The organism is Paraburkholderia sp. SSBN10T (genome assembly GCF_056619545.1).
Map to the genome: position 1 here is coordinate 175,105 of NZ_JBWQQI010000015.1, position 21,144 is coordinate 196,248.

A 21,144-nucleotide genomic window follows, 5' to 3' on the forward strand; every position below is an offset into this window, starting at 1 on the left:
ACAACTTCACAAACCGACCAACGTCCAAACCATTGCAGCGAGATAGACGGGGCACTCCAACTTATTTGATTTCGCACTGCTAACACATTACGAATTAATTCACTTAACTTTCAAAAACATTTCAATCCGCCAATAAAACTGGTTTGACCGAACCGTTCACTAGCCGATTGGTACTGCCTGTTCAAAACTACGGGTCAACCTGCAGGACTACTTATAGATGTGCTCAGACTGCGCCATCTCAAACACGATGTCTCTCGACTAGAACAGCCTTGGTGTCCCTACCCAGACGAGCACAGTTTCTTCGCCCGCTGTGTTGGCCCATGCATGCGGGACCGTTGACTCGTAATGCGCGGTGTCACCGGCCTGCAACACGAACGTCGTACCTTCCAGTGTGAGAGCAATCTGGCCGCTCATCACGTACAAAAACTCTTCCCCCGCGTGCGTCGTCACTTCCGACGGTTGCTGGCCCGCTGGCATCCTCACCAGAATCGCTTCCAGCTTGCGGTCCACCGACAGGTTCGTCAGCCTGCCGAACAGGTTGGCCGAGTCGGCAAACCCAAAAAACTTCAGCTCATCGCCGCGGCACACTGACTTGGCTTCAGTCGGCGTATCGACGAAGTACTGCACCGTCACACCTAGCGCTTGAGCAATGCCGACTAGCGACGTGATCGACGGCGTTGCCTGCCCGCGTTCCACTTGCGACAGGAACGGTTTCGAGATGCCTGCCGCCTTCGCCGTCTCATCGAGCGTGCGTTGGAGCCGCTGTCTCAACGCGCGAATCTTGCTGCCTATCGCGAGTGCGGCTGATGCCTTCTTATCAAGTGGCGGAACCATAGCAAGACAGAATCCAGTAGTCAAAATTTGTTTGATCTAAGCAAATTAAGTTTTGTTGAAAGCGCGACGTCAGGCGCTAAGTCGGATGAAAAATCGGGTAGGCGTTCGCCCTTGGTGAAAACCGGATGAGGCCGGTTACCTGGGCGACGGGCGAATTCATCCAGACTCCCGGAAAGTTGAATGCACAACTAAAGTGCGAGCGCATTCCCTTCCAGCCTGGAATCGTTGAATTGAAAAATAGAAAACGGCATGCGCGTAGCCAGCGATGTTTGCGCCGGCCGGCGCGAGCGCATTGTCGCGCCTGCTGAAGAGGACGATATCAAGACAAAATCGTCCGTCAAACTTTTTTTGATGAGAACAGACAGTGTTTAGAGCGTTTCCTCCAATTTGGAGGTGAACTCCGGACACAAAGCGCAGTGTAAGTCGAATTTCGATGCCAGGCGACCCGTTAGCCGCAAGCGGGGAAAACCCTCGTCGCAAATTCGCGACAAGGGTCTTCGGTAGACCTCATCCGTGGGTGCCTTCGCCGGCCCGAACCGATGCAGCCGGCATGCTTTCGCCACGCGCCAGTACGGAACGAAGTGCGGCCCCAGTGTGACTTTCACGGACCCGCACCAACCCTTCCGGATCCGTCGCCGCGACAATCGAACCGCCGCCCACGCCCCCTTCGGGACCGAGGTCGATAATCCAGTCCGCTTCGGCGATCACGTCGAGGTCGTGCTCGATGACCACCACGCTGTGGCCACCGTCCGCCAGACGGTGCAGCACGCGAATCAGCCTGGCGACGTCCGCCATGTGCAGCCCCACAGTCGGCTCGTCGAGCACATACAGCGTGTGTGGCGGCTTCTGGCCGCGCCGCGTGACGTCGTCGCGCACCTTGCTCAGTTCGGTGACGAGTTTGATGCGCTGCGCCTCGCCGCCCGAGAGCGTCGGCGACGGCTGGCCGAGCGTCAGGTAGCCGAGACCCACGTCCTTCATCAGTTGCAACGGATGCGCGATGTTGGTGATGGGCGCAAAGAACTCGACGGCTTCGTCGATCTCCATGGTCAGCACGTCGCCGATGTTCTTGCCGCGCCACGTGACCGCCAGCGTCTCCGGGTTGAAGCGCTGGCCGTGACAGACGTCGCACGGCACCTTGACATCGGGCAGGAAGCTCATGCCGATGGTGCGCACGCCCTGGCCTTCGCAAGCCGGGCAGCGCCCCTCCCCCGTGTTGAACGAGAAGCGCGAGGCCGTATAACCGCGCGCGCGGGCTTCGAGCGTGCCGGCGAACAGTTTGCGGATGGCGTCCCACACGCCGATATAGGTCGCCGGGCACGAACGGGGCGTCTTGCCGATCGGCGTCTGGTCGACTTCGAGCACGCGGTCGATGTTTTCCCACCCGCTGATCGCGTCGCACCCTTGCCAGTCGTGCGTGACGTTCAGTTGCGCGCGCGGCGCGCTGCGGGCCAGCACGCTCGAGCGGCGGTTGGCCGCCGGTTCGTCTTGCGCGGCCTTGCGGGCACGGCGGGTGGCGGGCGACGACAGCACCGAGCGCCCCACCGCATCGAGCAGGTTCGTCATCAGCACGTCGCGTGCGAGCGTCGACTTACCCGAGCCGCTCACGCCCGTCACCGCGACGAGGCGCGACAGCGGCAGCGCCACGGTGACGTCACGCAGGTTGTGCAGCTTGCCGCCATGCACGGTCAGCCATTGTTCCGGCACGGCTGCAGCGCTCCTGGTCTTCGGCTTGACTGTGCGGCGCGGCTGCAACGGATGCACGATCGGGTTGGCGAGGAACTGCCCAGTCAGCGAATCGGCTTGCGCCGAGAGCTCGGCCACGCTGCCCTGTGCGACCAGCGTGCCGCCGCGTTTGCCTGCGCCCGGGCCGATATCGATGATGTGGTCGGCACGCCGGATGGTGTCCTCGTCATGCTCGACGACCACCAGCGTGTTGCCCTTCTCGCCGAGCTTGCGCAGCGCGTTCAGCAGAATCTGGTTGTCGCGCGGATGCAGGCCGATGGTCGGCTCGTCGAGCACGTAGCAAACCCCTTGCAGGTTGCTGCCCAGTTGCGCCGCGAGGCGGATGCGTTGCGCCTCGCCGCCCGACAGACTCGGCGCCGCGCGGTCGAGGCTCAGATAGCCAAGCCCGACTTCTTCGAGGAATTGCAGGCGGCTGCCGATCTCGCTCACCACGTCGCGGGCGATCTCGGCGTCGCGGCCCGAAAGTTCCAGCGCGTCGATCCAGCGCCGCGTGTCGCTCACCGTCCATTGCGCGACATCGACGATCGACTGCGCGTCGAACGTCACCGCGCGGGCAGCCGGATTCAGGCGCGTGCCGTGGCAATCCGGACACGGCTCGTCGACCACGCCCTCCGGCTCCTGCTCCTCGGACGGCAAGCTCTGCTCGCGGCCGCGCCCGTCTTCGGCGATCACGGTGTCGTCGTAGGCAGCGCGCTGCTCACGGGTGAGCGCGAGACCCGTGCCGACGCAGGTGGTACACCAGCCATGCTTGCTGTTGTACGAAAACATGCGCGGATCCAGTTCCGGATAGCTCGTGCTGCACACTGGACAGGCACGCTTGGTGGACAGCACCTTGAGCGTGCCGAACTTCGCGGTGGCGCGGCCGCTCGTCAACGCGTCCTGCAAGCCGTCGAGCGGCGCGAGCAGATGCATCACGCCCTTGCCCACTTCGAGCGTTTCGTCGAGCAGACGGCGCAACTCGGCTTCATTGCTGGCCGAGACCACGAGATCCGCCACCGGCAGTTCGATGGTGTGCTCGCGGAAGCGGTCGAGCTTGGGCCACGGGTCGACCGGCACGAATTCGCCGTCCACCCGCAGATGACTATTGCCGCGCGCCTTCGCCCACTTGGCGAGGTCCGTGTAGACGCCCTTGCGGTTGACCACCAGCGGCGCCAGAAAGCCCACGTGTTCGCCCTTGTGATCGCGCAGCAATTGCGCCGCGATCGACTCGACGCTTTGCGAGGTCACCGGCGTGCCGTCGTGGATGCAATGCTGCAAGCCGAGCTTGACATACAGCAGGCGCAGGAAGTGCCAGACTTCCGAAGTGGTGGCCACGGTACTCTTGCGGCCGCCGCGCGAGAGGCGCTGCTCGATCGCCACGGTCGGCGGAATGCCGTACACCGCGTCGACCTCCGGGCGCCCGGCCGGCTGCACGATTGAGCGCGCGTAGGCATTGAGCGATTCGAGGTAACGGCGCTGGCCTTCATGGAACAGGATGTCGAACGCAAGCGTCGATTTGCCTGACCCGGACACGCCCGTAATGACGTTGAACTTGCCGTGCGGAATATCGACGTCGAGCGCTTGCAGGTTGTGCTCGCGCGCATTGACGATGCGCACCACGTCCTCGCCTTCCACGGCACGGCGCGCACGCGCCGCCGTCAGCGCTTTTTGCAGCGGCACACCCTGTGCAGCGGGTTCCGCGGCGGCGCCCAGCGCATCGTCGTACTGCAGCAAGGCCTGGCCCGTGTACGACTGCGCGCACGCCTTGACCGTTTCCGGCGTGCCCGAGCACAGCACCTGGCCGCCGCCATCGCCGCCTTCGGGTCCGAGGTCGATCAGCCAGTCTGCCGCGCGGATCACGTCGAGGTTGTGCTCGATCACGATCAGCGAATGACCGCCCGCCAGCAGCTTGCCGAACGCCTGCATCAGTTTCGCGATGTCGTCGAAATGCAGGCCCGTGGTCGGCTCGTCGAACATGAAGAGCCGCGCGGCAGGCGCCTGCTTCGCTTCGCGGGCCGCCCTGGCCCGGGCCGTACCGGCCTGCGCCGTTTCGGCGAGGAAACCCGCCAGCTTGAGCCGCTGCGCTTCGCCGCCGGACAAGGTGGGCACCGGCTGGCCGAGTTTCACGTATTCGAGGCCCACGTCGACAATCGGCTTGAGCACGCGCAGCACTTCCGCGTCCGCCGCGAAATACGCCGTGGCTTCGCTCACGGTCAGTTCCAGCACGTCGGCAATACTCAACGCCCGCGCCGGCGTGCCGCGTTCGATCTTCACTTCGAGCAGCTCGGCGCGGTAACGGCGGCCATCGCAATCCGGGCAGCGCAGGTACACGTCGCTCAGGAACTGCATCTCGATGTGCTCGAAGCCCGAGCCGCCACAGGTCGGACAACGGCCGTCGCCGGAGTTGAAACTGAACATGCCCGGGCTATAGCCGCGCTGCTGCGCGAGCGGCACCTTGGCGAACAGCTTGCGGATTTCGTCGAACGCGCCAACGTAACTGGCCGGATTCGAGCGCGCCGTCTTGCCGATCGGCGACTGGTCGACGAACACCACCTCGTTCACCTGTTCGACGCCCAGCAGACGCCGGAACGCGCCCGGCGACTCGGTAGCGACGCCGAGGTGCCGCGCCAGCGCCGGGTACAGCACGTCCTGCACCAGGGTGGATTTGCCGGAGCCCGAGACACCCGTGATGCACACGAGGCGCTGCAAAGGAATCTCGACGGTGACGTCCTGCAGGTTGTGTTCGCTCGCGCCTTCCAGCACGATGCGAGGCGTGTCGCTCGTCACCGGGCGGTTCGACCAGTGCGACACGTCGGCCACATGACGATGGCCGCCGAGATATTCGCCGGTCAGCGTGCCCGCCGAGCGGATCTCGTCCGGCGCGCCGTCGAAAATGATCGTGCCGCCGCGTTCGCCGGGACCGGGACCCATATCGATCAAGCGGTCCGCCGCGAGCATGACCGAGGGATCGTGCTCCACCACCACCAGCGTATTGCCCGCGTCGCGCAAGCGGTGCATGGCTTCGACGATGCGGTTCAGGTCGCGCGGATGCAGCCCGATGCTGGGTTCGTCGAGCACGAACAGGGTCTTGGTGAGCGAGGTGCCGAGCGCCGTAGTCAGGTTGATCCGCTGCACCTCGCCGCCCGACAGCGTGCGGCTTTGGCGATCCAGCGTCAGATAGCCGAGGCCCACGTCGCACAGATATTTGAGGCGCGTGCGCACTTCTGCGAGCAGCAGCTTCAGGGCGTCGTCGAGCAGCGCGCTCGGCAGGCTCAGGTTGTCGAAGAAGCGCCGGATGCGCTCGATCGGCAGCAGCATCAGGTCGTGCACGGTCAGGCCCGGCAGCGCTTCGAGCTGCGCACGGTGCCAGTCCACCCCGCGCGGCAGGAAACGCTGCGCCGGGTTCAGCACCGCGTCCGCATTGGCGCGGGTGCCAAGACGCCACAGCAGCGATTCGGTCTTCAGACGCGCGCCGCCGCAGACCTCGCACGGCGTGTAGCTGCGGTACTTCGACAGCAGCACGCGGATGTGCATCTTGTACGCCTTCGATTCGAGGTAGTCGAAGAAGCGCTTCACGCCGTACCAGTGGCTCTGCCACTTGCCGTTCCAGTCGGGCGAGCCGTTGATGACCCAGTCGCGCTGCTCTTTCGTCAACGCCAACCAGGCGGTATCGCGCGGGATGCCGGCCTTCGCCGCGTAGCGCATCAGGTCGTCCTGGCACTCCTTCCACGCGGGCGTCTGCATGGGCTTGATCGCGCCGCCGCGCAGAGTCTTGCGCTCGTCGGGAATCACGAGGCCCAGATCGACGCCGATGACGCGGCCAAAGCCGCGGCAGGTTTCGCACGCGCCGTACGCCGAGTTGAACGAGAACAGCGCCGGCTGCGGATCGGCATAGCGCAGGTCGCTGTCCGGGTTGTGCAAGCCCGTGGAGAAACGCCAGATCTGCGGCTCGGCCGGCGCTTCGGGCTCCTCCGGCGCTTGCGGCAGCACGTAGACGTTCACGCGGCCGCCGCCGCGCTTCAGGGACGCCTCAATGGCTTCGACGACGCGCCCTTTCTCCACCGCGCTCAGGCGGAAGCGGTCGGCCACCACGTCGAGCAGCTTGCGCGGCCCGGTGGGCGACTGCACTTCGCGCTGCGCCTGCACGCGCGTGTAGCCGCTCGCGGACAGCCACTGCTCGACCTCTTCCTCGGTCGCCGACTCGGGCAACTCCACCGGGAACGTAACGACGAGGCGCGGATCGCTCTGTGCCGTGCGCGCAGCGAGTTCGAGGTAGATCGTCTCCGGCGAGTCGTGCCGCACCGCCTGCGCCGTCTTGCGGTCGAACAGCTCGGCCGCGCGCGCATACAGCAGCTTCAGATGGTCGTTGAGTTCGGTCATCGTGCCGACCGTGGAGCGCGAGCTGCGCACCGGATTGGTCTGGTCGATCGCGATGGCCGGCGGCACACCGTCGACGCGGTCCACCTGCGGCCGGTCCATCCGGTCGAGAAACTGCCGCGCGTACGCGCTGAAGGTTTCGACGTAGCGCCGCTGCCCTTCCGCGTAAAGCGTGTCGAACACCAGGCTGGACTTGCCGGAGCCCGACGGACCGGTGACGACCGTCATCTCGCCGGTATGGAGGTCGAGATCGAGGTTTTTGAGGTTGTGCTGACGCGCTCCGCGAATGCGGATTTTTCCTGTAGATGACAATTTGCCCGACCGTCTGAATGAGTTGGCCACATCTTACGGCGGCTTTGCGCGCCGTACAGATTCACCGCACCCGACCATACGGATCAATCGCCGCAGGGCGGATTTGAAGGAGACACTATACTGTATATTTATACAGTTTTCCATCGACTGTGCGAGTGCTGGCCAGATGGCCTGATGCAAGCGGCAGCTCTGCCGCGTCCAGCGGCCCCCGGGGGACTTTCGGGGCCGAAAAAAATACAACGTAAGGCGCCGATATTTTCAGAAAGCCCCATCAAGACAAGGAGTTGCTACGATTCGCGCGTACTCACGGGGGATACAAACAATGAGTCGCGTTATCAAAATACTGGTGCTGGCGGGGATGCTCAATCTGCAGGGCTGTGCGACGTCGCTCGAGACGTTTGCGACCGGCGCCGTGGTCGGCGCGGTGGCCGGCGTCACCGCGCTGACCTGCTCGGTCCTGTGTCACTAGGCGGCGCCACCGAACATCGGCAAGACGGCTAGAACGCCTCGATCCGCGCCTGCGCCGCGGCGAGCTTATTCCGTTCCAGCGTCGTAATACAAACCAGCGAGATGGCGGCGAGCGCACTATAAAAGACGGCCAGCGGCCACCACTGCCCCGGATAGCGATGCGCGAGAAGCGCGCCGATCAACGGCGTCGGGCCGCCAGCCGGACTCACAGCGGATCGTCGGGATGAGCGCCGTCGTCTTGCGCCGACTGCCCACCCACCGCCGCCCGCTTGCGCCGCACGTCGTACGCGCTCAGCAGGCCGTGTGCCACCATATCGAGCGCCGGTTTCACGAGACCATTCTTGTCGGTCCACACTTTCGGCGTGAGCGCGCCGCTCAAGGCCACGCTGTCCGCATCGCTTAGCGCCAGCAAGCCGGTTTGCACTTCATCGTCGAAGGCGATCACGTTGACGAACAGCGTGTCGCCGTCGCCGGTGGTCGCACGCACCTTGCACGTCACAAAACGCTTGCCGTTCTGTCCAGTGCGGATCTGGGCTTCCCCGTAGAGGCGCCCGCCTACCAGTCCATCGATCATCTCATCCGCTCCCGTTTCCTGTGGCTCGCGCGGCGTGAGCGCCTCGCGAGCCGTATGATCCCACGAGCGGCCCCTGACGCGGCTGCGTTAGGGGCGCCGCCCCACGCTTGCAGCGGCGCCTGCGCTCGAAGCCGCCTCGAAGATATCCCGCAGCCACTGCGCGAACACCCGCACCCGCGACGACAATTGGCGACTCTGTGGATACAGCACCGATACCGGCATCGGCGGCGGTGGGTAGTCCCGCAGAATGATCTTCAGACGCCTCGCCTTCAGTTCCCCGGCGACGCGGTAACGCGGCACCTGCACGATGCCGAGACCGGCTACCGCCGCGCCCGTATAAAGATCCGCGCCCGCGACCGACACCGCCGAGGCGAGCTGCACCGCGCTCACGCGCCCCTCGCTCGTGAATTCGAGCGGCACCGCCTTGCCCGTCGCGCTCGAAATGTAGTTGACGGCACGATGCGCTGACAAGGCCGCCGGATCGGCCGGCTCACCATAAGCCGCGAGGTATTCGGGGCTCGCCACCGTCACCTGTTCGAGTTGTGCGACCCGCCGTCCCACCATCGACGAATCCTGCAAGCTCCCCGCCCGCAACACGCAATCGACGCCTTCGCGCACCAGGTCGACCAGCCGGTCATCCTCGCCCAGATGCAGTTCGATCTGCGGAAACTGCGCCAGAAACGCCGGCAGCGCCGGCACGACGAAATGGCGTGCCAGCGTGCCCTGCAGGTTCACGCGCAGCAAGCCCTTCGGCGCGGTGTTGCGAAACGACTCTTCCGCCTCCTCCAGATCCGCGATCAGCCGCACGCAGCGACGGTAAAAGGCTTCGCCGTCGTGCGTCAGCCGCACCGTGCGCGTGGTGCGTTCGACCAGCCGCGTACCGAGCCGTTGCTCCATGCGCTTGAGCAGGTTGGTGACGGTGGCGCGCGGAATCTGCAGATCGTCCGACGCCTGGGTAAAGCTCTGGCGCTCGGCGATGCGCACAAACACCCGCATTTCCTCGAAACGATCCATTAGCGGCGCTCCCGGATTTTGTTAACGACAATGGAATGATGATACCAATTTTCAGGCAATTATCTTCTAAACGGAATGATCCATGATTCACCTCACGGACCTGCCTGGCGGGTCATCCCTGAACCACCCACCTGAGGACACGAATCATGAATAACATCAACCATCAGCAGCAGATCGCACTCGTCACCGGCGCCTCGCGCGGCATCGGCGCGGAGGTCGCCCGGCGTTTGGCCCGCGACGGTTTCGCCGTGGTCGTCAACTATGCGGCGAGCTCACGCGAAGCCGACACGCTGGTCGCCGAACTGCAGGCGTTCGGCGCACGGGCGATCGCGGTGCAAGCCGACGTCGCCAAGGCCGGCGAGGTGCGCCGGATGTTCGAAACCGTCGAGCAGCAGCTCGGCAAGGTAGACGTGCTCGTCAACAACGCGGGCGTGCTGAAGACTATGCCGCTGGCGGATACCTCGGACGCCCTGTTCGACCAGACGATGAACATCAACCTGCGCGGCACCTTCAACACGCTGCGCGAAGCGGCCGCACGCCTGAACGACGGTGGCCGCATCGTCAATTTCTCCAGCACGACGCTCGCGCTCAACATGCCCGGCTATGCGGTCTACAACGCGACCAAGGCCGCCGTCGAAGCGTTCACGCACGTGTTCGCCAAGGAACTGCGCGGGCGCAACATCACGGTGAACGCGGTGGCGCCGGGGCCCATCGCCACCGCGCTGTTCCTCGACGGCAAAACCGAAGAGCAGATCCAGACCTTCGCGAAGATGCCGCCGCTGCAACGCCTCGGCCAGCCGGACGACATCGCCTCGGTCGTGTCGTTCCTCGCCGGTCCCGACGCGGACTGGGTCAACGGTCAGATCCTGCGCGCCAACGGCGGCATCGCCTGAAGCCGGCCCGGCTTACCGCTCATCGAAAACCATCGGGAGAACAATCATGCAAAAGGTCATTCTGGTCACGGGTGCCGGCACCGGCATCGGCAAACTCACGGCCCGGGCACTCGCCGAAGCCGGCCACATCGTCTACGCGACCATGCGCGAGGTGGCGGGCCGTAACAAGCCGCACGCCGACGAACTGCGCGCACTCGCCAAGGCGCGCGGCATCGCCTTGCATCCACTCGAACTCGACGTGCTGTCGCAGGCCTCAGCCGATGCGGCCGCCGCCACGATCATGCGCGAACAGGGACGCATCGACGTGGTGATGCAGAACGCCGGGCATCTGGTAATGGGTCCGACCGAAGCCTTTACGCCCGAAGAGATGGCCAAGGTGTTCGACACCAACCTGTTCGGTGCGCAACGCGTGAACCGCGCCGTACTGCCCTATCTGCGCCGGCAGGAAGCGGGCTTGATGCTGTGGATCAGCAGCACCACGACCAAGGGCGGCTTTCCGCCGTTCATGGGTCCGTACGGCGCCGCGAAGGCCGCGATGGATTCGCTCGCGGTGACGCTCGCCTATGAGATCGCCCGCTTTGGCATCGAGACGTCTATCGTCGTGCCGGGCGCTTTCACGCAAGGCACCGCGCACTTTCCGAGCGCCGGCAAACCCGCCGATGCCGCCACCGCGGCAGCGTATAGCCGCTACGATGGCGTGATGGACCAGATCGGCGCGCGTCTGTCGTCGCTCACGCCCGCGGACGCCGATCCGCAAGCCGTTGCCGATGAGATCGTGCGGATCGTCGGCTTGCCGGACGGCACGCGGCCGATGCGTTCGGTGATCGACTTTGTCGGCGACGGCGCGCGTGAAGTGCTCGAGGTCTCTGAGCGAGTGCGGATCGCATTTGCCAGGCGGATCGGCATGGGCGATCTGCTCGAAGCGAAGGTCGCGCGCTAAACCGCTCGCGAACCACCGGCTCCCGTGCCATGATGGGACATCAACCCGCAGCGGCGCCGGCCGACTGCCGGCCCCCATTCGAGGCACTGGAGTTGTCCATGACCGACCGCGAGACGCTGCATCCGCTGCGCCCCCTGCTGAAGAACTACATCTGGGAACATGGCCGAATCGGCACGCGCTATCTCGACTGCAGCGACGGCGAGATCAAGTTCGACGATGGCAAGAAGTCACGCTTTGCGGCTGAAAAATACCTTTACGTGCCGCTCGGCAAGGACGCCGTCGACGATCCGCAGATCGACGGCCCCGCGATTCAGGAAGCCGCGCTGGCCCGCTTCCTGCGCGCCGCGCAGTTGGGCAAGCCGGACGAAGCCGGAACGCCTGCCGATGTGCAGCGTGCGGCGCAAGACTGCATGGAACTGGCCGTTTTCAGCGCTTATCAGCGCGAGGCTCACGAAGCCCAGGCCCGCTATGCCGAAGAAGCGCTGTTCGACCATGAGATCCGTGCGGCGGTCGTCAGCGATATCCGCCGGCTCTATGCGGCCATGCGGGAACACCTCGCGCTGTATGACTTCACGGTGCTGCACGGCCTGCCCACGCCCTTGCTCTTTAGCGATACGCCGTTTATCGACTGGCGGGTTCGCGTCAAACCTGCGCTGCCGCTCGTGTCCCTGCCGCTTGGACCTTACTGCCTGCTGGTGGGCACACCGTCGGGCAGAACCAGCAAGGTGGCGCCGGTGACATGGAAGACGGCTGTCTCGATGAGCGTGCTGAAAGACCATAACCGCCTGATGGTGGAAAGCGCACGCCTGTGGCTGGTGGCCACGTCGGATGACCAGCTCGTCGCGGTGCAAGAGCGCTTTCGTCCGGTGCCGCCCGACGCGATGCCGTCGTAAAAGTGGTTACGAGCGTGTTTGCGTGAGCAAACCGGGATCATTTCGTTATTACCTGCGACGTAATTGAACTCCTGCGCACGATCTTTACCATGGCAGTCATCTCCTCTCGACGGCGACGCAAAACAAACCGCGCCGCCATGGAGATACGGATGCAGTCATGTTCAATCAATGCAGCAAGGAGTTAGGAATGCGTAGTTTTACCGTACACACGATCGAATCGGCGCCCGAGCAGTCGAAGCCCACTCTGCAGGCGCTCGCGCAGAAGTTCGGGTTCTTGCCCAACGTGATGGCCACCATGGCCGGCAACCCCGTTCTGCTGAACGGGTTCGCCGGCAGCTTCGGCAGTTTCCATGGCGGCAGTCTGGACGAGTGCGAGAAGCAGGCGCTGCTGCTCACCAACGCGGTCACCATCAAGTGCCCGTGGACCGTTGCGGCACACTCGACTTTCGCGCTCGAAGACGGCATGGCGGAAGGCGACGTCAAGGCCATGCGCGAGGGAAGATTGCCCGCGCACCCGAAGTACGCGGCACTGTCGGCGCTCACCCGGGCGCTGATCGAAAAGCGCGGCAATGTGAGCGACGCGGAGATCGAACGCTTTACTTCCGCGGGCTATTCGCAGAGCCAGATCTTCGAGGTGATCACGAGCATCGGCATTTCCACGATGGCCGCCACGACGACTAACATGGCGGGTACGCCGGTCGAGGAGCGCTTCCAGGCGCAAGCCTGGACCCCGGCCTAAGCGGAACGTGCGCGCAGGGTTCGCTTCACGCGCGGCCCTGCGCGCCGCACCGCGGCAAACCATGAAGATCCGTAGCAAACTGCTGGATGCCCCCTCTTGCGAAAATAGCATGCGATGAATTCACCGGACCTCCATTCGAAGCTGCCCGCGGCCGAGCTGGGCGTACTGCTGCGCCAATGGCGCGACACGCGCGGCAAGAGCCAGATCGAGCTCTCGCTCGACACCGGCGTGTCGCAACGGCATATCAGCTTCATCGAAAGCGGACGCAGCGTGCCGAGCCGCCAGACCCTGATGGATCTGGCCCAGGCGCTCGACGTGCCGCTGCGCGAACGCAACAGTTTGCTGCTCGCGGCGGGCTATGCGCCGCTCTATCCGGAGGGCGCCTGGAACGCGCAGGAGATGCAGAGCGTGACCAGCGCATTGGGCCGCATCCTGCGCCAGCACGAACCGTATCCGGCGCTCGTGATGGACCGTTACTGGAACGTACTGATGACCAATGACGCGGCGCCGCGCCTGTTCAACTGCTTCATCGACCTGGCGGCGCGCACCGAGCCGCGCAACATGCTGCACCTGATGTTCGATCCGCACGGCATGCGCCCGTTCGTCGCCAATTGGACAGAGGTGGCGCAAAGCCTGATTCAGCGCGTGCATCGCGAATCGGTCGGGCGCGTGATCGACGAGCAGACCCGCGAACTGCTCGCCGACCTGCTCGCCTATCCCGGCGTGCAAGCCGAATGGAAGAGCCCCAAGACGCTTGGGGCGGTGCCGGTCAGCCCGGCGCTACCCATGATCCCGCTCAGCTTCGAGAAAGACGGCAAGCGGCTGAACTACTTCTCGATGGTTACGACGGTCGGCACACCGCAGACCATCGCCGCGCAGGAACTGCGCATCGAGTGCATGTTCCCGGCCGACGAAGCGACCGAAGCACAGCATGCGTTGCTGGTCGGCGACGCCGTGCATGGCGGCAAACGCGGCTAGCGCAGCTCAGCCATCGCAGCACGCCGAACGGGATGCCGCACTCACGGCTCGATAAACGTGATCCGGAATGGCCCGCCATTCTCCGCCGCGTACACCACCGCTTCGTTGACCTGATCGAGCGGAAAGCGCGTCGCTTCGAAGCCGTCCAGCGACAGAAGCCCGCTGCGAATCAACGCGGCGAGCCGCGCCGGCGCCTCCCGTGGATACATGTACTGGCCGCGCACGGTAATGCAGTTACGCATCAGGTGCGCATATGGAAACTCCACACCGATCCGCAGGCCACCCATCAGAACCACCGTGCCGTGCGGCCGCACCGTCATCGCGGCAGCGCGTACCGGCGCCGCGTCGCGCAGCGGCGGCAGGAGATCGAGCACGACGTCGACCGGCCCCCGCGCGGCCTCGCGCATGCGTGCCGTATCCTCGGCCTCGTCGCCACTCAGCACGACGGTCGTCACACGCGGGCCGAAGCGGCGTGCGAGTTCCGCAAGCATCGCCTCGTTGCGGCCGGGGGCAACCACACGCCCCGCCCCCATCGCCAGCGCAACCGCCACGCCCGCACTGCCGAAATGGCCCGTCGCGCCACCGACCAGCACCGTGTTCCCGGCCTGCAAGCCTGAAGCGAGCAGACCGCCGTAGGGCACCAGCATCGACATCAAGCCGCACCAGCTCCCGGCATCCGCACGCTCCAGCTCGCCGAGCGGGAACGCGTTCTCCATCGGCACGAGCATGCGCTCGGCGAACGGTCCGTGGCGGAAATGCCCCTGCATGCGCTGCGCCCCTGCGCTCGGCGCGATCCAGCCTTGCAGCATGACGTCGGGGGAGATCGCGTCGTCGCGCGAACGCACCGTCGGGTCGCAAAACACCCAGTCTCCGGCCTTCAGCCGCGTCGCATCCGGCCCGGCTGCATGCACCCGGCCGATCGCGCCGACACCGGGCGCGAGCGGCAGCAGCAACGGATACTGCCTGGCACCACTGAATACCTCATTGGTATAAGACAGAACCGGTGCAGCAACGACCTCCACCACCACTTCACCCGCATCGGCTTGCGGCTCCGGCAGGTCTTCAACCATCATCGGCGTTCCGAACGCCTTCAGGATTGCGGCTTTCATGATGTCTCTCCTTCATGGAAAGTGTCATGATAGGTAGGCGTTCGGAGCGTATGCAGGACCAGTATTATCCCAGGATTGGCGAGTCCCTCCCAGAGTGTTTTATGAGCGAGATGAACAACTTGAGCGACACGAGCCGCAGCGAGCTCGGCAACTTCCTGCGGGCGCGCCGCGAGCGACTGGATCCGCACGCGCTCGGCATTGCCGGAGGCCGGCGCCGGCGCACGCCGGGACTGCGGCGCGAAGAAGTGGCTGAGCTCGCCGGTATCGGCGTGGACTGGTACATCCGCCTCGAGCAGGGGCGCGACGTCAGCCCGTCTTCCACCACCGTCGACGCACTGGCCCGCGCACTGCGCCTCGGAGCCGCCGAGCATGCGCATTTGCGAGCGCTCGCGCGCGTCGCGCAACGGCAACCGTTCGTGCTCGAAAGCGTACCGGCTGCGGTGCGCCGGGTAGTCGAGAAGCTGGCCGAGCCAGCCTATATCACCGGGCGCCGCTGGGACATCCTCGCGTGGAATCAGGCGGCGGTGGACCTGTTCAAGGACTTCGGCGCGATCCCGCCGGCCGAGCGCAACATCCTCCTCTACATGCTGACGGACCCGCATGCGCGAGCCCTGTTCGGCTCAGGCTGGGCGCGCGAAGCGAAGCGGATGGTCGCGCAGTTCCGCGCGACTCACGATCTGTGGGCCGGCGATGCGGCCTTTATCGAACTGCAGGAACGGCTCTGCGAGGGCTGTGCGGAATTCGCCGGCTGGTGGAAAACGCACGATGTGGTGGCCACGATCGCGGGACGCAAGCGCCTTCATCATGCGGCCTGGGGGACGGTGTGGGCCGAATATGCAACGTTTCAGGCGAACGACGATCCGTCGCTGAAACTGGCGATCTATCGGCTTGAAACGACCAGCTCCGCGTAACCCGTGGCCGCATCGTGCTCGCGTGCGAAGCGATGTCCGGGCAGCAGCGCCAGCAGGATCTCGACAGTTGTGCGAACGATGCAGCCTGGCGTCACATGTCCGCCGTACACGTGGCCGTGTGCGTCGGAGACCGACATGTGCAGATGCGCGCCATCCGGCGAGATCGAGCCGGCGAGCGTGAGGATTTCCAGATCGCCGTGTAACCCGGTGGCTTGCGCGGCGCCGGCAAAGCGCAGTTGTGCGACGCTCAGGCTGCCGATGCCCTGCAAGACGAACGCCGCTTCGAGGCCGAGCGCGCGCAGCGTATTTTCAAGCGCGCCGCGCAGGTCGTCGCCGGGGGTGAGGCGTACGGGATGGGTTTGCATCGCTCGGCTCCAGATGGGTGGCGCACAGGTGGTGCGCGCAGGCAGGCCGCGTCGCGCAGCTCCGGCTATTGTGCCATCCGCTCCCCGATCATCGGCCAGGGCGCAGGCGCGCCGGTCAGCCGCCGATATCCAGATGCTCGACCAGATAGTCGATCAGCGCCCGCACCTTCAACGGCAAGAACCGGTTCGGCGGATACAGCAGCCACACCGCGCCGACGTACGCCTGCGTCTCCAGTTGCCAGTCGGCCAGCACCTGCACCAGTTCGCCTCGCTCGAGCGCGCCGGCGGCGGCAAATTCCGGCAGGTTTGCAATGCCGAAGTCCTGCTGGGCCGCTTCGAGCCTCGCGCCGGCATGATTGGCGATATAACGCCCGCGCACTTCGACGCTTTGCGTCTGGTTGCCGCGACGCAAGCGCCAGCGATGATCGTCCGCCGTTTCGCCAAGATAGATGCAGTCGTGCTGGGCCAGATCGCGCGGCTGCTGCGGCGTGCCGCGTGCCTCCAGATAGGCCCGCGAGGCGCATAGCAGCCAACGCACCGCGCCGAGCCTGCGCCCGGCGAGACCCGGCGGCGGCCGGTCGGTCAAGCGGATCACCAGGTCGAGACCGGCCTCCAGCGGATCGACATCGTGGTCCGAATAGAGCAACTGCAGGTCGACCTCCGGGTAGGCACGCAAAAAGCCGGGCACGAGCGGGTGGATCACCGTTCTTGCAAACTGCGTCGGCGCACTCACGCTCACCCTGCCCTGCGGCCGGCCAGCCAGTTGCCCTGCGGCATCCACCGCGCCGGCGGCAGCGCTCACCATCTCCCGGCAGTAACGCGCCACCTGGGCGCCCGATTCCGTGACGCGCACCTTGCGCGTCGAGCGCTCCAAGAGGCGCGTCGCCAGCGCTTCCTCGAGGCGCTTGATCTGCCGGCTCACGGTCGACGGCGTGCTGCCGAGCTGGCGCGCCGCCACCGAGAAATTGCCCGCCTCGACGACCCGCGCGAACACCGCCATGTCGGGTAGCAACGCGAAAAGTTCGTTGGAGTTCATTGTGCGTGCGAAGAAATAGCCAGTGGGTGCGGCACGGCTTTTACCACGGATTAGTGCGTTTGCAACATAAAAGCTGTGCACATCGACCCGATTATCAATCTTCACGCAAAACTCGACAATACGAACTCGTTTTCAGAGGTTCGCCATGTCCAGACAAGAACGCCTGCAATTACTCTCCGACCTGATGCTGCTGGCCGTCGCCGTGGTGTGGGGCACCAGCTACGGCGTCGCCAAGAGCGCGCTGGCTTATTACCCGGTGCTCGGGCTGCTCGCGGTGCGCTTCGGCATCACCTTCGTGGTGCTGTTGCCGGCGCTGCGCAACCTGCGGCATGCCGATGCCCGCGCCCTGCGCGGCGTGCTCGGCGCCGGGGTGCTGCTGTTCAGCATCTATCTCTGCGAAACCTTCGGGTTGCTGCTCACGCACGCGGCGAACGCGGCGTTCCTGATCAGTCTGTGCGTGGTGTTGACGCCGCTTGTCGAGTGGTCGCTGCTCAAGCGCAGGCCGAGCCGCATCGAATGGTGCGCGGTCGCGTTGTCGCTGCTGGGGGCCTGGCTGCTCGCCGGTGACGGCGCGTTCGAGTTCAATCCCGGCGATGCCCTGATCCTCGGGGCTGCGGCCCTGCGCGCAGTGACCGTCTGCGTCACCAAGCGGGTGATCCGCAACGCGGCGCTGCCGCCGTTGACGGTCACGGCAGTGCAGTCCGGCGTGGTGGCGTTCGGCAGCGCGGCGGTGACGCTGCTGTTTGCACGCGGGCAATGGCAGCACGTGCCGTCGTTTGCCGGACATCCTGACTTCTGGGGCTGCGTTTTCTATCTGGTGCTCGCCTGTACGCTGTTCGCGTTCTTCGCACAGAACTATGCGATCAAACGCAGCAGCCCGACCCGCGTCGCGCTGCTGATGGGCAGCGAGCCGGCGTTCGGGGCGTTGTTCGCGTGCGTGTGGCTAGGGGAAAGGATCTCGGCGACGGCGTGGGTGGGCGGCGGGTTGATCGTAGCGGCATCGCTGCTGGCAACCGTGCGGTGGACCAAGGCTGCGCCCGTCGAGGTGCCGGGGGCGTCGCAGCAGGCGTAGGGGCGGCAAGACAGTGCGCGGAACGTGGGCTGGTGTTGTGGGCTGGTGTTGTGGGCTGGTGTTGTGGGCTGGTGTTGTGGGCTGGTGTTGTGGGCTGCGGCTTGCGGACTGCGGACTGCGGGTGCAATTCGAAGCCGCAGACCGCCCTGCGCGCCGCAGACGTGTCGCCCTTACTTCGACACCACGCGCCCGCGCCGACTCACCACTTCACCACGCTGGAACACATACTCGATGCGCTCGCCCTGTCCGGTCAGCACACCGATATCGCGCAGCGGATCGCCGTCCACCACCAGCACATCCGCAATCGCCCCGGCCGCGATCACGCCCAGCTTGCCCGGCCGCTCGACGATCTGCGCCGCGATCGTGGTAGCCGAACGCAACGTCTCCAGATTGCCGAGCACCTCGGCACGAATCCGCAGTTCATCGCTCTGGAACGTGTGCATCTCGCCAAGCAGGTCCGAGCCGAAACCCATCGGCACACCCGCGCGCGCATAGATCTGCAGCGAATCGCGACCCGCTTGCCGCACGGTCTCGACCTTGGCGATCGAATCGGCGGGCATGCCGTAGCCGGCGCCGTGCTGCGCCAGCGCGTCGTAGGTCACGAGCGTGGGGACGACGAAAGCGCCATGCTCATGCATCAGACGCGCCGCCGCCTCATCCACCAGATTGCCGTGCTCGATCGTGCGCACGCCGCAGCGCACCGCGCGTGAGATCGCGCGGCCCGTGTACGCATGCGCCATCACGTAGGTATTGGCCGCCTGCGCCTCGGCGACGATCGCGCGGATCTCGTCCTCGGAGTATTGGGTGTTGCCGATCGGATCGGTCGGCGAGGCGACCCCGCCCGAGGCCATGATCTTGATCTGCGTGGCGCCCTTCTGAATCTCCTCGCGCACGGCCAGCCGCACAGCGTCCACGCCGTCTACCACCCGCGCGATCGCCCCGGCCCTGAAGCAGCACGAACAGGGTTCGAGCAAGTCGCCGCGCGCACGGAAATCGCCGTGCCCGCCGGTTTGCGAAAGCGCCTTGCCCGAGGGAAAAATACGCGGCCCCGGAATCAGTCCGCCTTCGAGCGCCTGGGTCAGCCCCCAGTCGGCGCCGCCTGCGTCGCGCACGCTGGTGAAGCCGCGCCCGAGCATAGCAGCGAGAATCGGCAGCGCGCGAATGGCGGCAAGGATGTTCGGTTGCGTCGCATTGGCGCCGAGGTTCGCGCTCGCGGCGAGCACATGCACGTGACAATCGATCAGGCCCGGCATCACCGTCTTGTCGCGCGCCTCGACGATGCGCGCGCCCGGCAGATCGACGGGCCGGTCGGTGACTTCGACGATGTGGCCGTCTTCGATCACGACATGATGATGTTCAAGCAACCTACCCTGCGACAGGTCCAGTACGTTGCCGCCGCTGATTACCGTGATGGTCATGAAAAGCTTCCTTGCTTGTTGAAGGAACCGGTCGTGGCGGCGCTCAGCCGCGCAAACGGCGAGGGTCGCGCACGTGGAAGGTTCCGATGAGGCTGATGACCGCTGCGATCATCACGTAGATGGCCGGCGCCATATTGCTGCCGGTGGTGGCAATCAGCCACGTGATGAAGAACGGTGCGAAACCGCCGAAGATCGTCACCGCGAAGTTATAGGCGACCGACAGGCCCGTCGACAGCACTTTGGTCGGAAACAGCTCGGCAAACGCGGCCAGAATCGGTCCGGTGTACGTAGCAATCAGGAGACCGAACACACCTTGAAACACGAGCAGCGAGGCCAGCGCCGGCACATGGTTGATGTACACGAACATCGGCCATGCGAGCAGCAGGATCGAGGCGGCGGCGCCCGACAGGAATACGCGGCGGCCGAAGCGGTCGGCAAGCTTGCCGACCACCGGCGAGAAACACATGATCATCAGCCCGCCCAGCATGCCGGCCAGAAAGCCCTGCGCTTGCGGTAAATGAAGCGTGCGCACCGAGTAAGTCGGCATGTAGAACAGCAGCACGTAGGTGCACGCGGTCCAGAGGATCACCATGGAGAAACTGGCGAAGGTTTCGCGCGGGAAGCGTTGCAGCACCTCGACGAGCGGCGAATCGTCCTTCGCTTCCTCGGCCAGCGCGCTAAAGGCCGGCGTTTCATCCATCCGGCTGCGGATGAAATAACCGACCGGTCCGATCAGGATGCCGATCAGGAACGGCATCCTCCAGCCCCACGAATGCAGCGCATCGGCACTGAGGCTGGCGCTCACGAACGTGCCGACGCCCGCGCCGAGCAGCACGGAGAAACCGATGCTCGACTGGATCCAGCTCGAGTAATAGGCGCGCTTTTCCGGCGGCGCATATTCGGTCAGAAACGCGGTGGCGCTGCCCATCTCGCCGCCCGCCGAGAAGCCTTGCAGCAGCCGCGCGACGACGATCAGCAGCGGCGCGCCCACGCCGATCTGGCCATAGGTGGGCGCAAGGCCGATCAACGCGGTGCCCGCCGCCATCAGCAGAATGGTCAGCGACAAGGCAGCCTTGCGCCCTGCCTTGTCCGCATAGACGCCCAGCACGATCCCGCCCACCGGCCGCATGAAGAAGCCGACGCCGAAGGTCGCCACCGCCAGCAGCAGCGAAGTCAGCTCATTGCCGGTAGGGAAAAACAGCTTGGCGATGATCACCGCAAAGAAGCTGTAGACGGTGAAGTCGAACCACTCGAGGCCATTGCCGAGGACGGTCGCGAGAATCGCGCGGCGCCGTTGCCGGGCGAGCGAATCGAGCGGCAATGCGAGGTCGGGTGAAAGGGTTCCTTGCATGTCTTTCCTCATCTGAATCGGCTATCAGCAGCACGCCGGTTCAGGATTGAGCGGCGCCCCCGCATGCACACTGCCGATCCTAGAAGAAAGCCGGTTTTTTTCTGAAACGAAAGAATCGCATGCTTGCATGCGTGCAGC

The 21,144-nt window shown here is 65.1% G+C and carries 17 protein-coding genes and 1 pseudogene; 8 read left to right on the plus strand and 10 right to left on the minus strand.

What is annotated here, in order from left to right; all coding sequences use genetic code 11:
• Window positions 1-258: 258 nt before the first annotated feature.
• Together AC1ECK_RS22790 and uvrA are read right to left on the minus strand one after the other, a co-directional pair.
• On the minus strand, window positions 259-834 hold the full coding sequence (locus AC1ECK_RS22790) for a helix-turn-helix domain-containing protein (RefSeq protein WP_090685837.1): 576 nt from the start codon (window positions 832-834) through the stop codon (window positions 259-261).
• 507 nt (window positions 835-1,341) lie between these two features.
• Window positions 1,342-7,245 carry an excinuclease ABC subunit UvrA gene (gene uvrA, locus AC1ECK_RS22795; protein WP_480322974.1) on the minus strand — a complete coding sequence of 1,968 codons (5,904 nt, stop codon included), beginning with the start codon at window positions 7,243-7,245 and terminating at the stop codon, window positions 1,342-1,344.
• 322 nt (window positions 7,246-7,567) lie between these two features.
• Between uvrA and AC1ECK_RS22800 the strand changes: the two genes are divergently transcribed.
• Window positions 7,568-7,714 (plus strand): hypothetical protein, encoded by a 147-nt coding sequence (locus AC1ECK_RS22800; protein ID WP_480322976.1) that lies wholly within the window; start codon window positions 7,568-7,570, stop codon window positions 7,712-7,714.
• 28 nt (window positions 7,715-7,742) lie between these two features.
• On the opposite strand, the pseudogene AC1ECK_RS22805 reads toward AC1ECK_RS22800, so the two are convergent.
• From AC1ECK_RS22805 to AC1ECK_RS22815, 3 genes and pseudogenes are all read right to left on the minus strand, one after another.
• Window positions 7,743-7,913: pseudogene (locus tag AC1ECK_RS22805) on the minus strand (MFS transporter); the annotation flags it as partial.
• 5 nt (window positions 7,914-7,918) lie between these two features.
• Window positions 7,919-8,287 carry a single-stranded DNA-binding protein gene (locus AC1ECK_RS22810; RefSeq protein ID WP_480322978.1) on the minus strand — a complete coding sequence of 123 codons (369 nt, stop codon included), beginning with the start codon at window positions 8,285-8,287 and terminating at the stop codon, window positions 7,919-7,921.
• Between the two features lie 87 nt (window positions 8,288-8,374).
• On the minus strand, window positions 8,375-9,301 hold the full coding sequence (locus AC1ECK_RS22815) for a LysR family transcriptional regulator (protein WP_480322980.1): 927 nt from the start codon (window positions 9,299-9,301) through the stop codon (window positions 8,375-8,377).
• Between the two features lie 146 nt (window positions 9,302-9,447).
• Between AC1ECK_RS22815 and AC1ECK_RS22820 the strand changes: the two genes are divergently transcribed.
• The 5 genes from AC1ECK_RS22820 (at window position 9,448) to AC1ECK_RS22840 (ending at window position 13,744) form a co-directional block, all read left to right on the plus strand.
• Entirely contained in the window at window positions 9,448-10,194 is a 747-nt protein-coding gene (locus AC1ECK_RS22820) for an SDR family oxidoreductase (protein WP_480322982.1), read from the plus strand.
• 46 nt (window positions 10,195-10,240) lie between these two features.
• The gene (locus tag AC1ECK_RS22825) at window positions 10,241-11,134 is read left to right on the plus strand and encodes an SDR family oxidoreductase (RefSeq protein WP_480322984.1); all 894 of its coding nucleotides are present in this window, start codon (window positions 10,241-10,243) and stop codon (window positions 11,132-11,134) included.
• A 98-nt stretch (window positions 11,135-11,232) separates the two neighbouring features.
• The gene (locus AC1ECK_RS22830) at window positions 11,233-12,027 is read left to right on the plus strand and encodes a hypothetical protein (protein WP_480322986.1); all 795 of its coding nucleotides are present in this window, start codon (window positions 11,233-11,235) and stop codon (window positions 12,025-12,027) included.
• A 187-nt stretch (window positions 12,028-12,214) separates the two neighbouring features.
• The gene (locus AC1ECK_RS22835; RefSeq protein ID WP_480322988.1) at window positions 12,215-12,766 is read left to right on the plus strand and encodes a carboxymuconolactone decarboxylase family protein; all 552 of its coding nucleotides are present in this window, start codon (window positions 12,215-12,217) and stop codon (window positions 12,764-12,766) included.
• Between the two features lie 114 nt (window positions 12,767-12,880).
• On the plus strand, window positions 12,881-13,744 hold the full coding sequence (locus AC1ECK_RS22840; protein WP_480322990.1) for a helix-turn-helix domain-containing protein: 864 nt from the start codon (window positions 12,881-12,883) through the stop codon (window positions 13,742-13,744).
• Window positions 13,745-13,785: 41 nt separating this feature from the next.
• On the opposite strand, the gene AC1ECK_RS22845 is transcribed toward AC1ECK_RS22840, so the two are convergent.
• Window positions 13,786-14,853 (minus strand): zinc-binding dehydrogenase, encoded by a 1,068-nt coding sequence (locus AC1ECK_RS22845; RefSeq protein ID WP_480322994.1) that lies wholly within the window; start codon window positions 14,851-14,853, stop codon window positions 13,786-13,788.
• Between the two features lie 101 nt (window positions 14,854-14,954).
• Here AC1ECK_RS22845 and AC1ECK_RS22850 point away from each other — a divergent pair, with 101 nt between their 5' ends.
• On the plus strand, window positions 14,955-15,764 hold the full coding sequence (locus AC1ECK_RS22850; RefSeq protein WP_480322996.1) for a helix-turn-helix transcriptional regulator: 810 nt from the start codon (window positions 14,955-14,957) through the stop codon (window positions 15,762-15,764).
• Here the strand turns inward: AC1ECK_RS22850 and AC1ECK_RS22855 are convergent.
• Both AC1ECK_RS22855 and AC1ECK_RS22860 read right to left on the minus strand, forming a co-directional pair.
• Complete coding sequence (locus tag AC1ECK_RS22855; RefSeq protein ID WP_480322998.1) at window positions 15,734-16,129, minus strand: PPC domain-containing DNA-binding protein; 396 nt, start codon at window positions 16,127-16,129, stop codon at window positions 15,734-15,736. The two genes, AC1ECK_RS22850 and AC1ECK_RS22855, sit on opposite strands and share 31 nt — an antisense overlap.
• A 115-nt stretch (window positions 16,130-16,244) precedes the next feature.
• Window positions 16,245-17,165 carry a LysR family transcriptional regulator gene (locus AC1ECK_RS22860; RefSeq protein WP_480323000.1) on the minus strand — a complete coding sequence of 307 codons (921 nt, stop codon included), beginning with the start codon at window positions 17,163-17,165 and terminating at the stop codon, window positions 16,245-16,247.
• Window positions 17,166-17,310: 145 nt separating this feature from the next.
• Here AC1ECK_RS22860 and AC1ECK_RS22865 point away from each other — a divergent pair, with 145 nt between their 5' ends.
• Complete coding sequence (locus AC1ECK_RS22865; protein WP_480323002.1) at window positions 17,311-18,237, plus strand: DMT family transporter; 927 nt, start codon at window positions 17,311-17,313, stop codon at window positions 18,235-18,237.
• A gap of 170 nt (window positions 18,238-18,407) precedes the next feature.
• Here the strand turns inward: AC1ECK_RS22865 and AC1ECK_RS22870 are convergent, their stop codons facing one another.
• Together AC1ECK_RS22870 and AC1ECK_RS22875 are read right to left on the minus strand one after the other, a co-directional pair.
• Window positions 18,408-19,655 carry a metal-dependent hydrolase family protein gene (locus tag AC1ECK_RS22870; RefSeq protein ID WP_480323004.1) on the minus strand — a complete coding sequence of 416 codons (1,248 nt, stop codon included), beginning with the start codon at window positions 19,653-19,655 and terminating at the stop codon, window positions 18,408-18,410.
• 43 nt (window positions 19,656-19,698) lie between these two features.
• Window positions 19,699-21,006 (minus strand): MFS transporter, encoded by a 1,308-nt coding sequence (locus tag AC1ECK_RS22875; protein ID WP_480323006.1) that lies wholly within the window; start codon window positions 21,004-21,006, stop codon window positions 19,699-19,701.
• Window positions 21,007-21,144 lie beyond the last annotated feature (138 nt).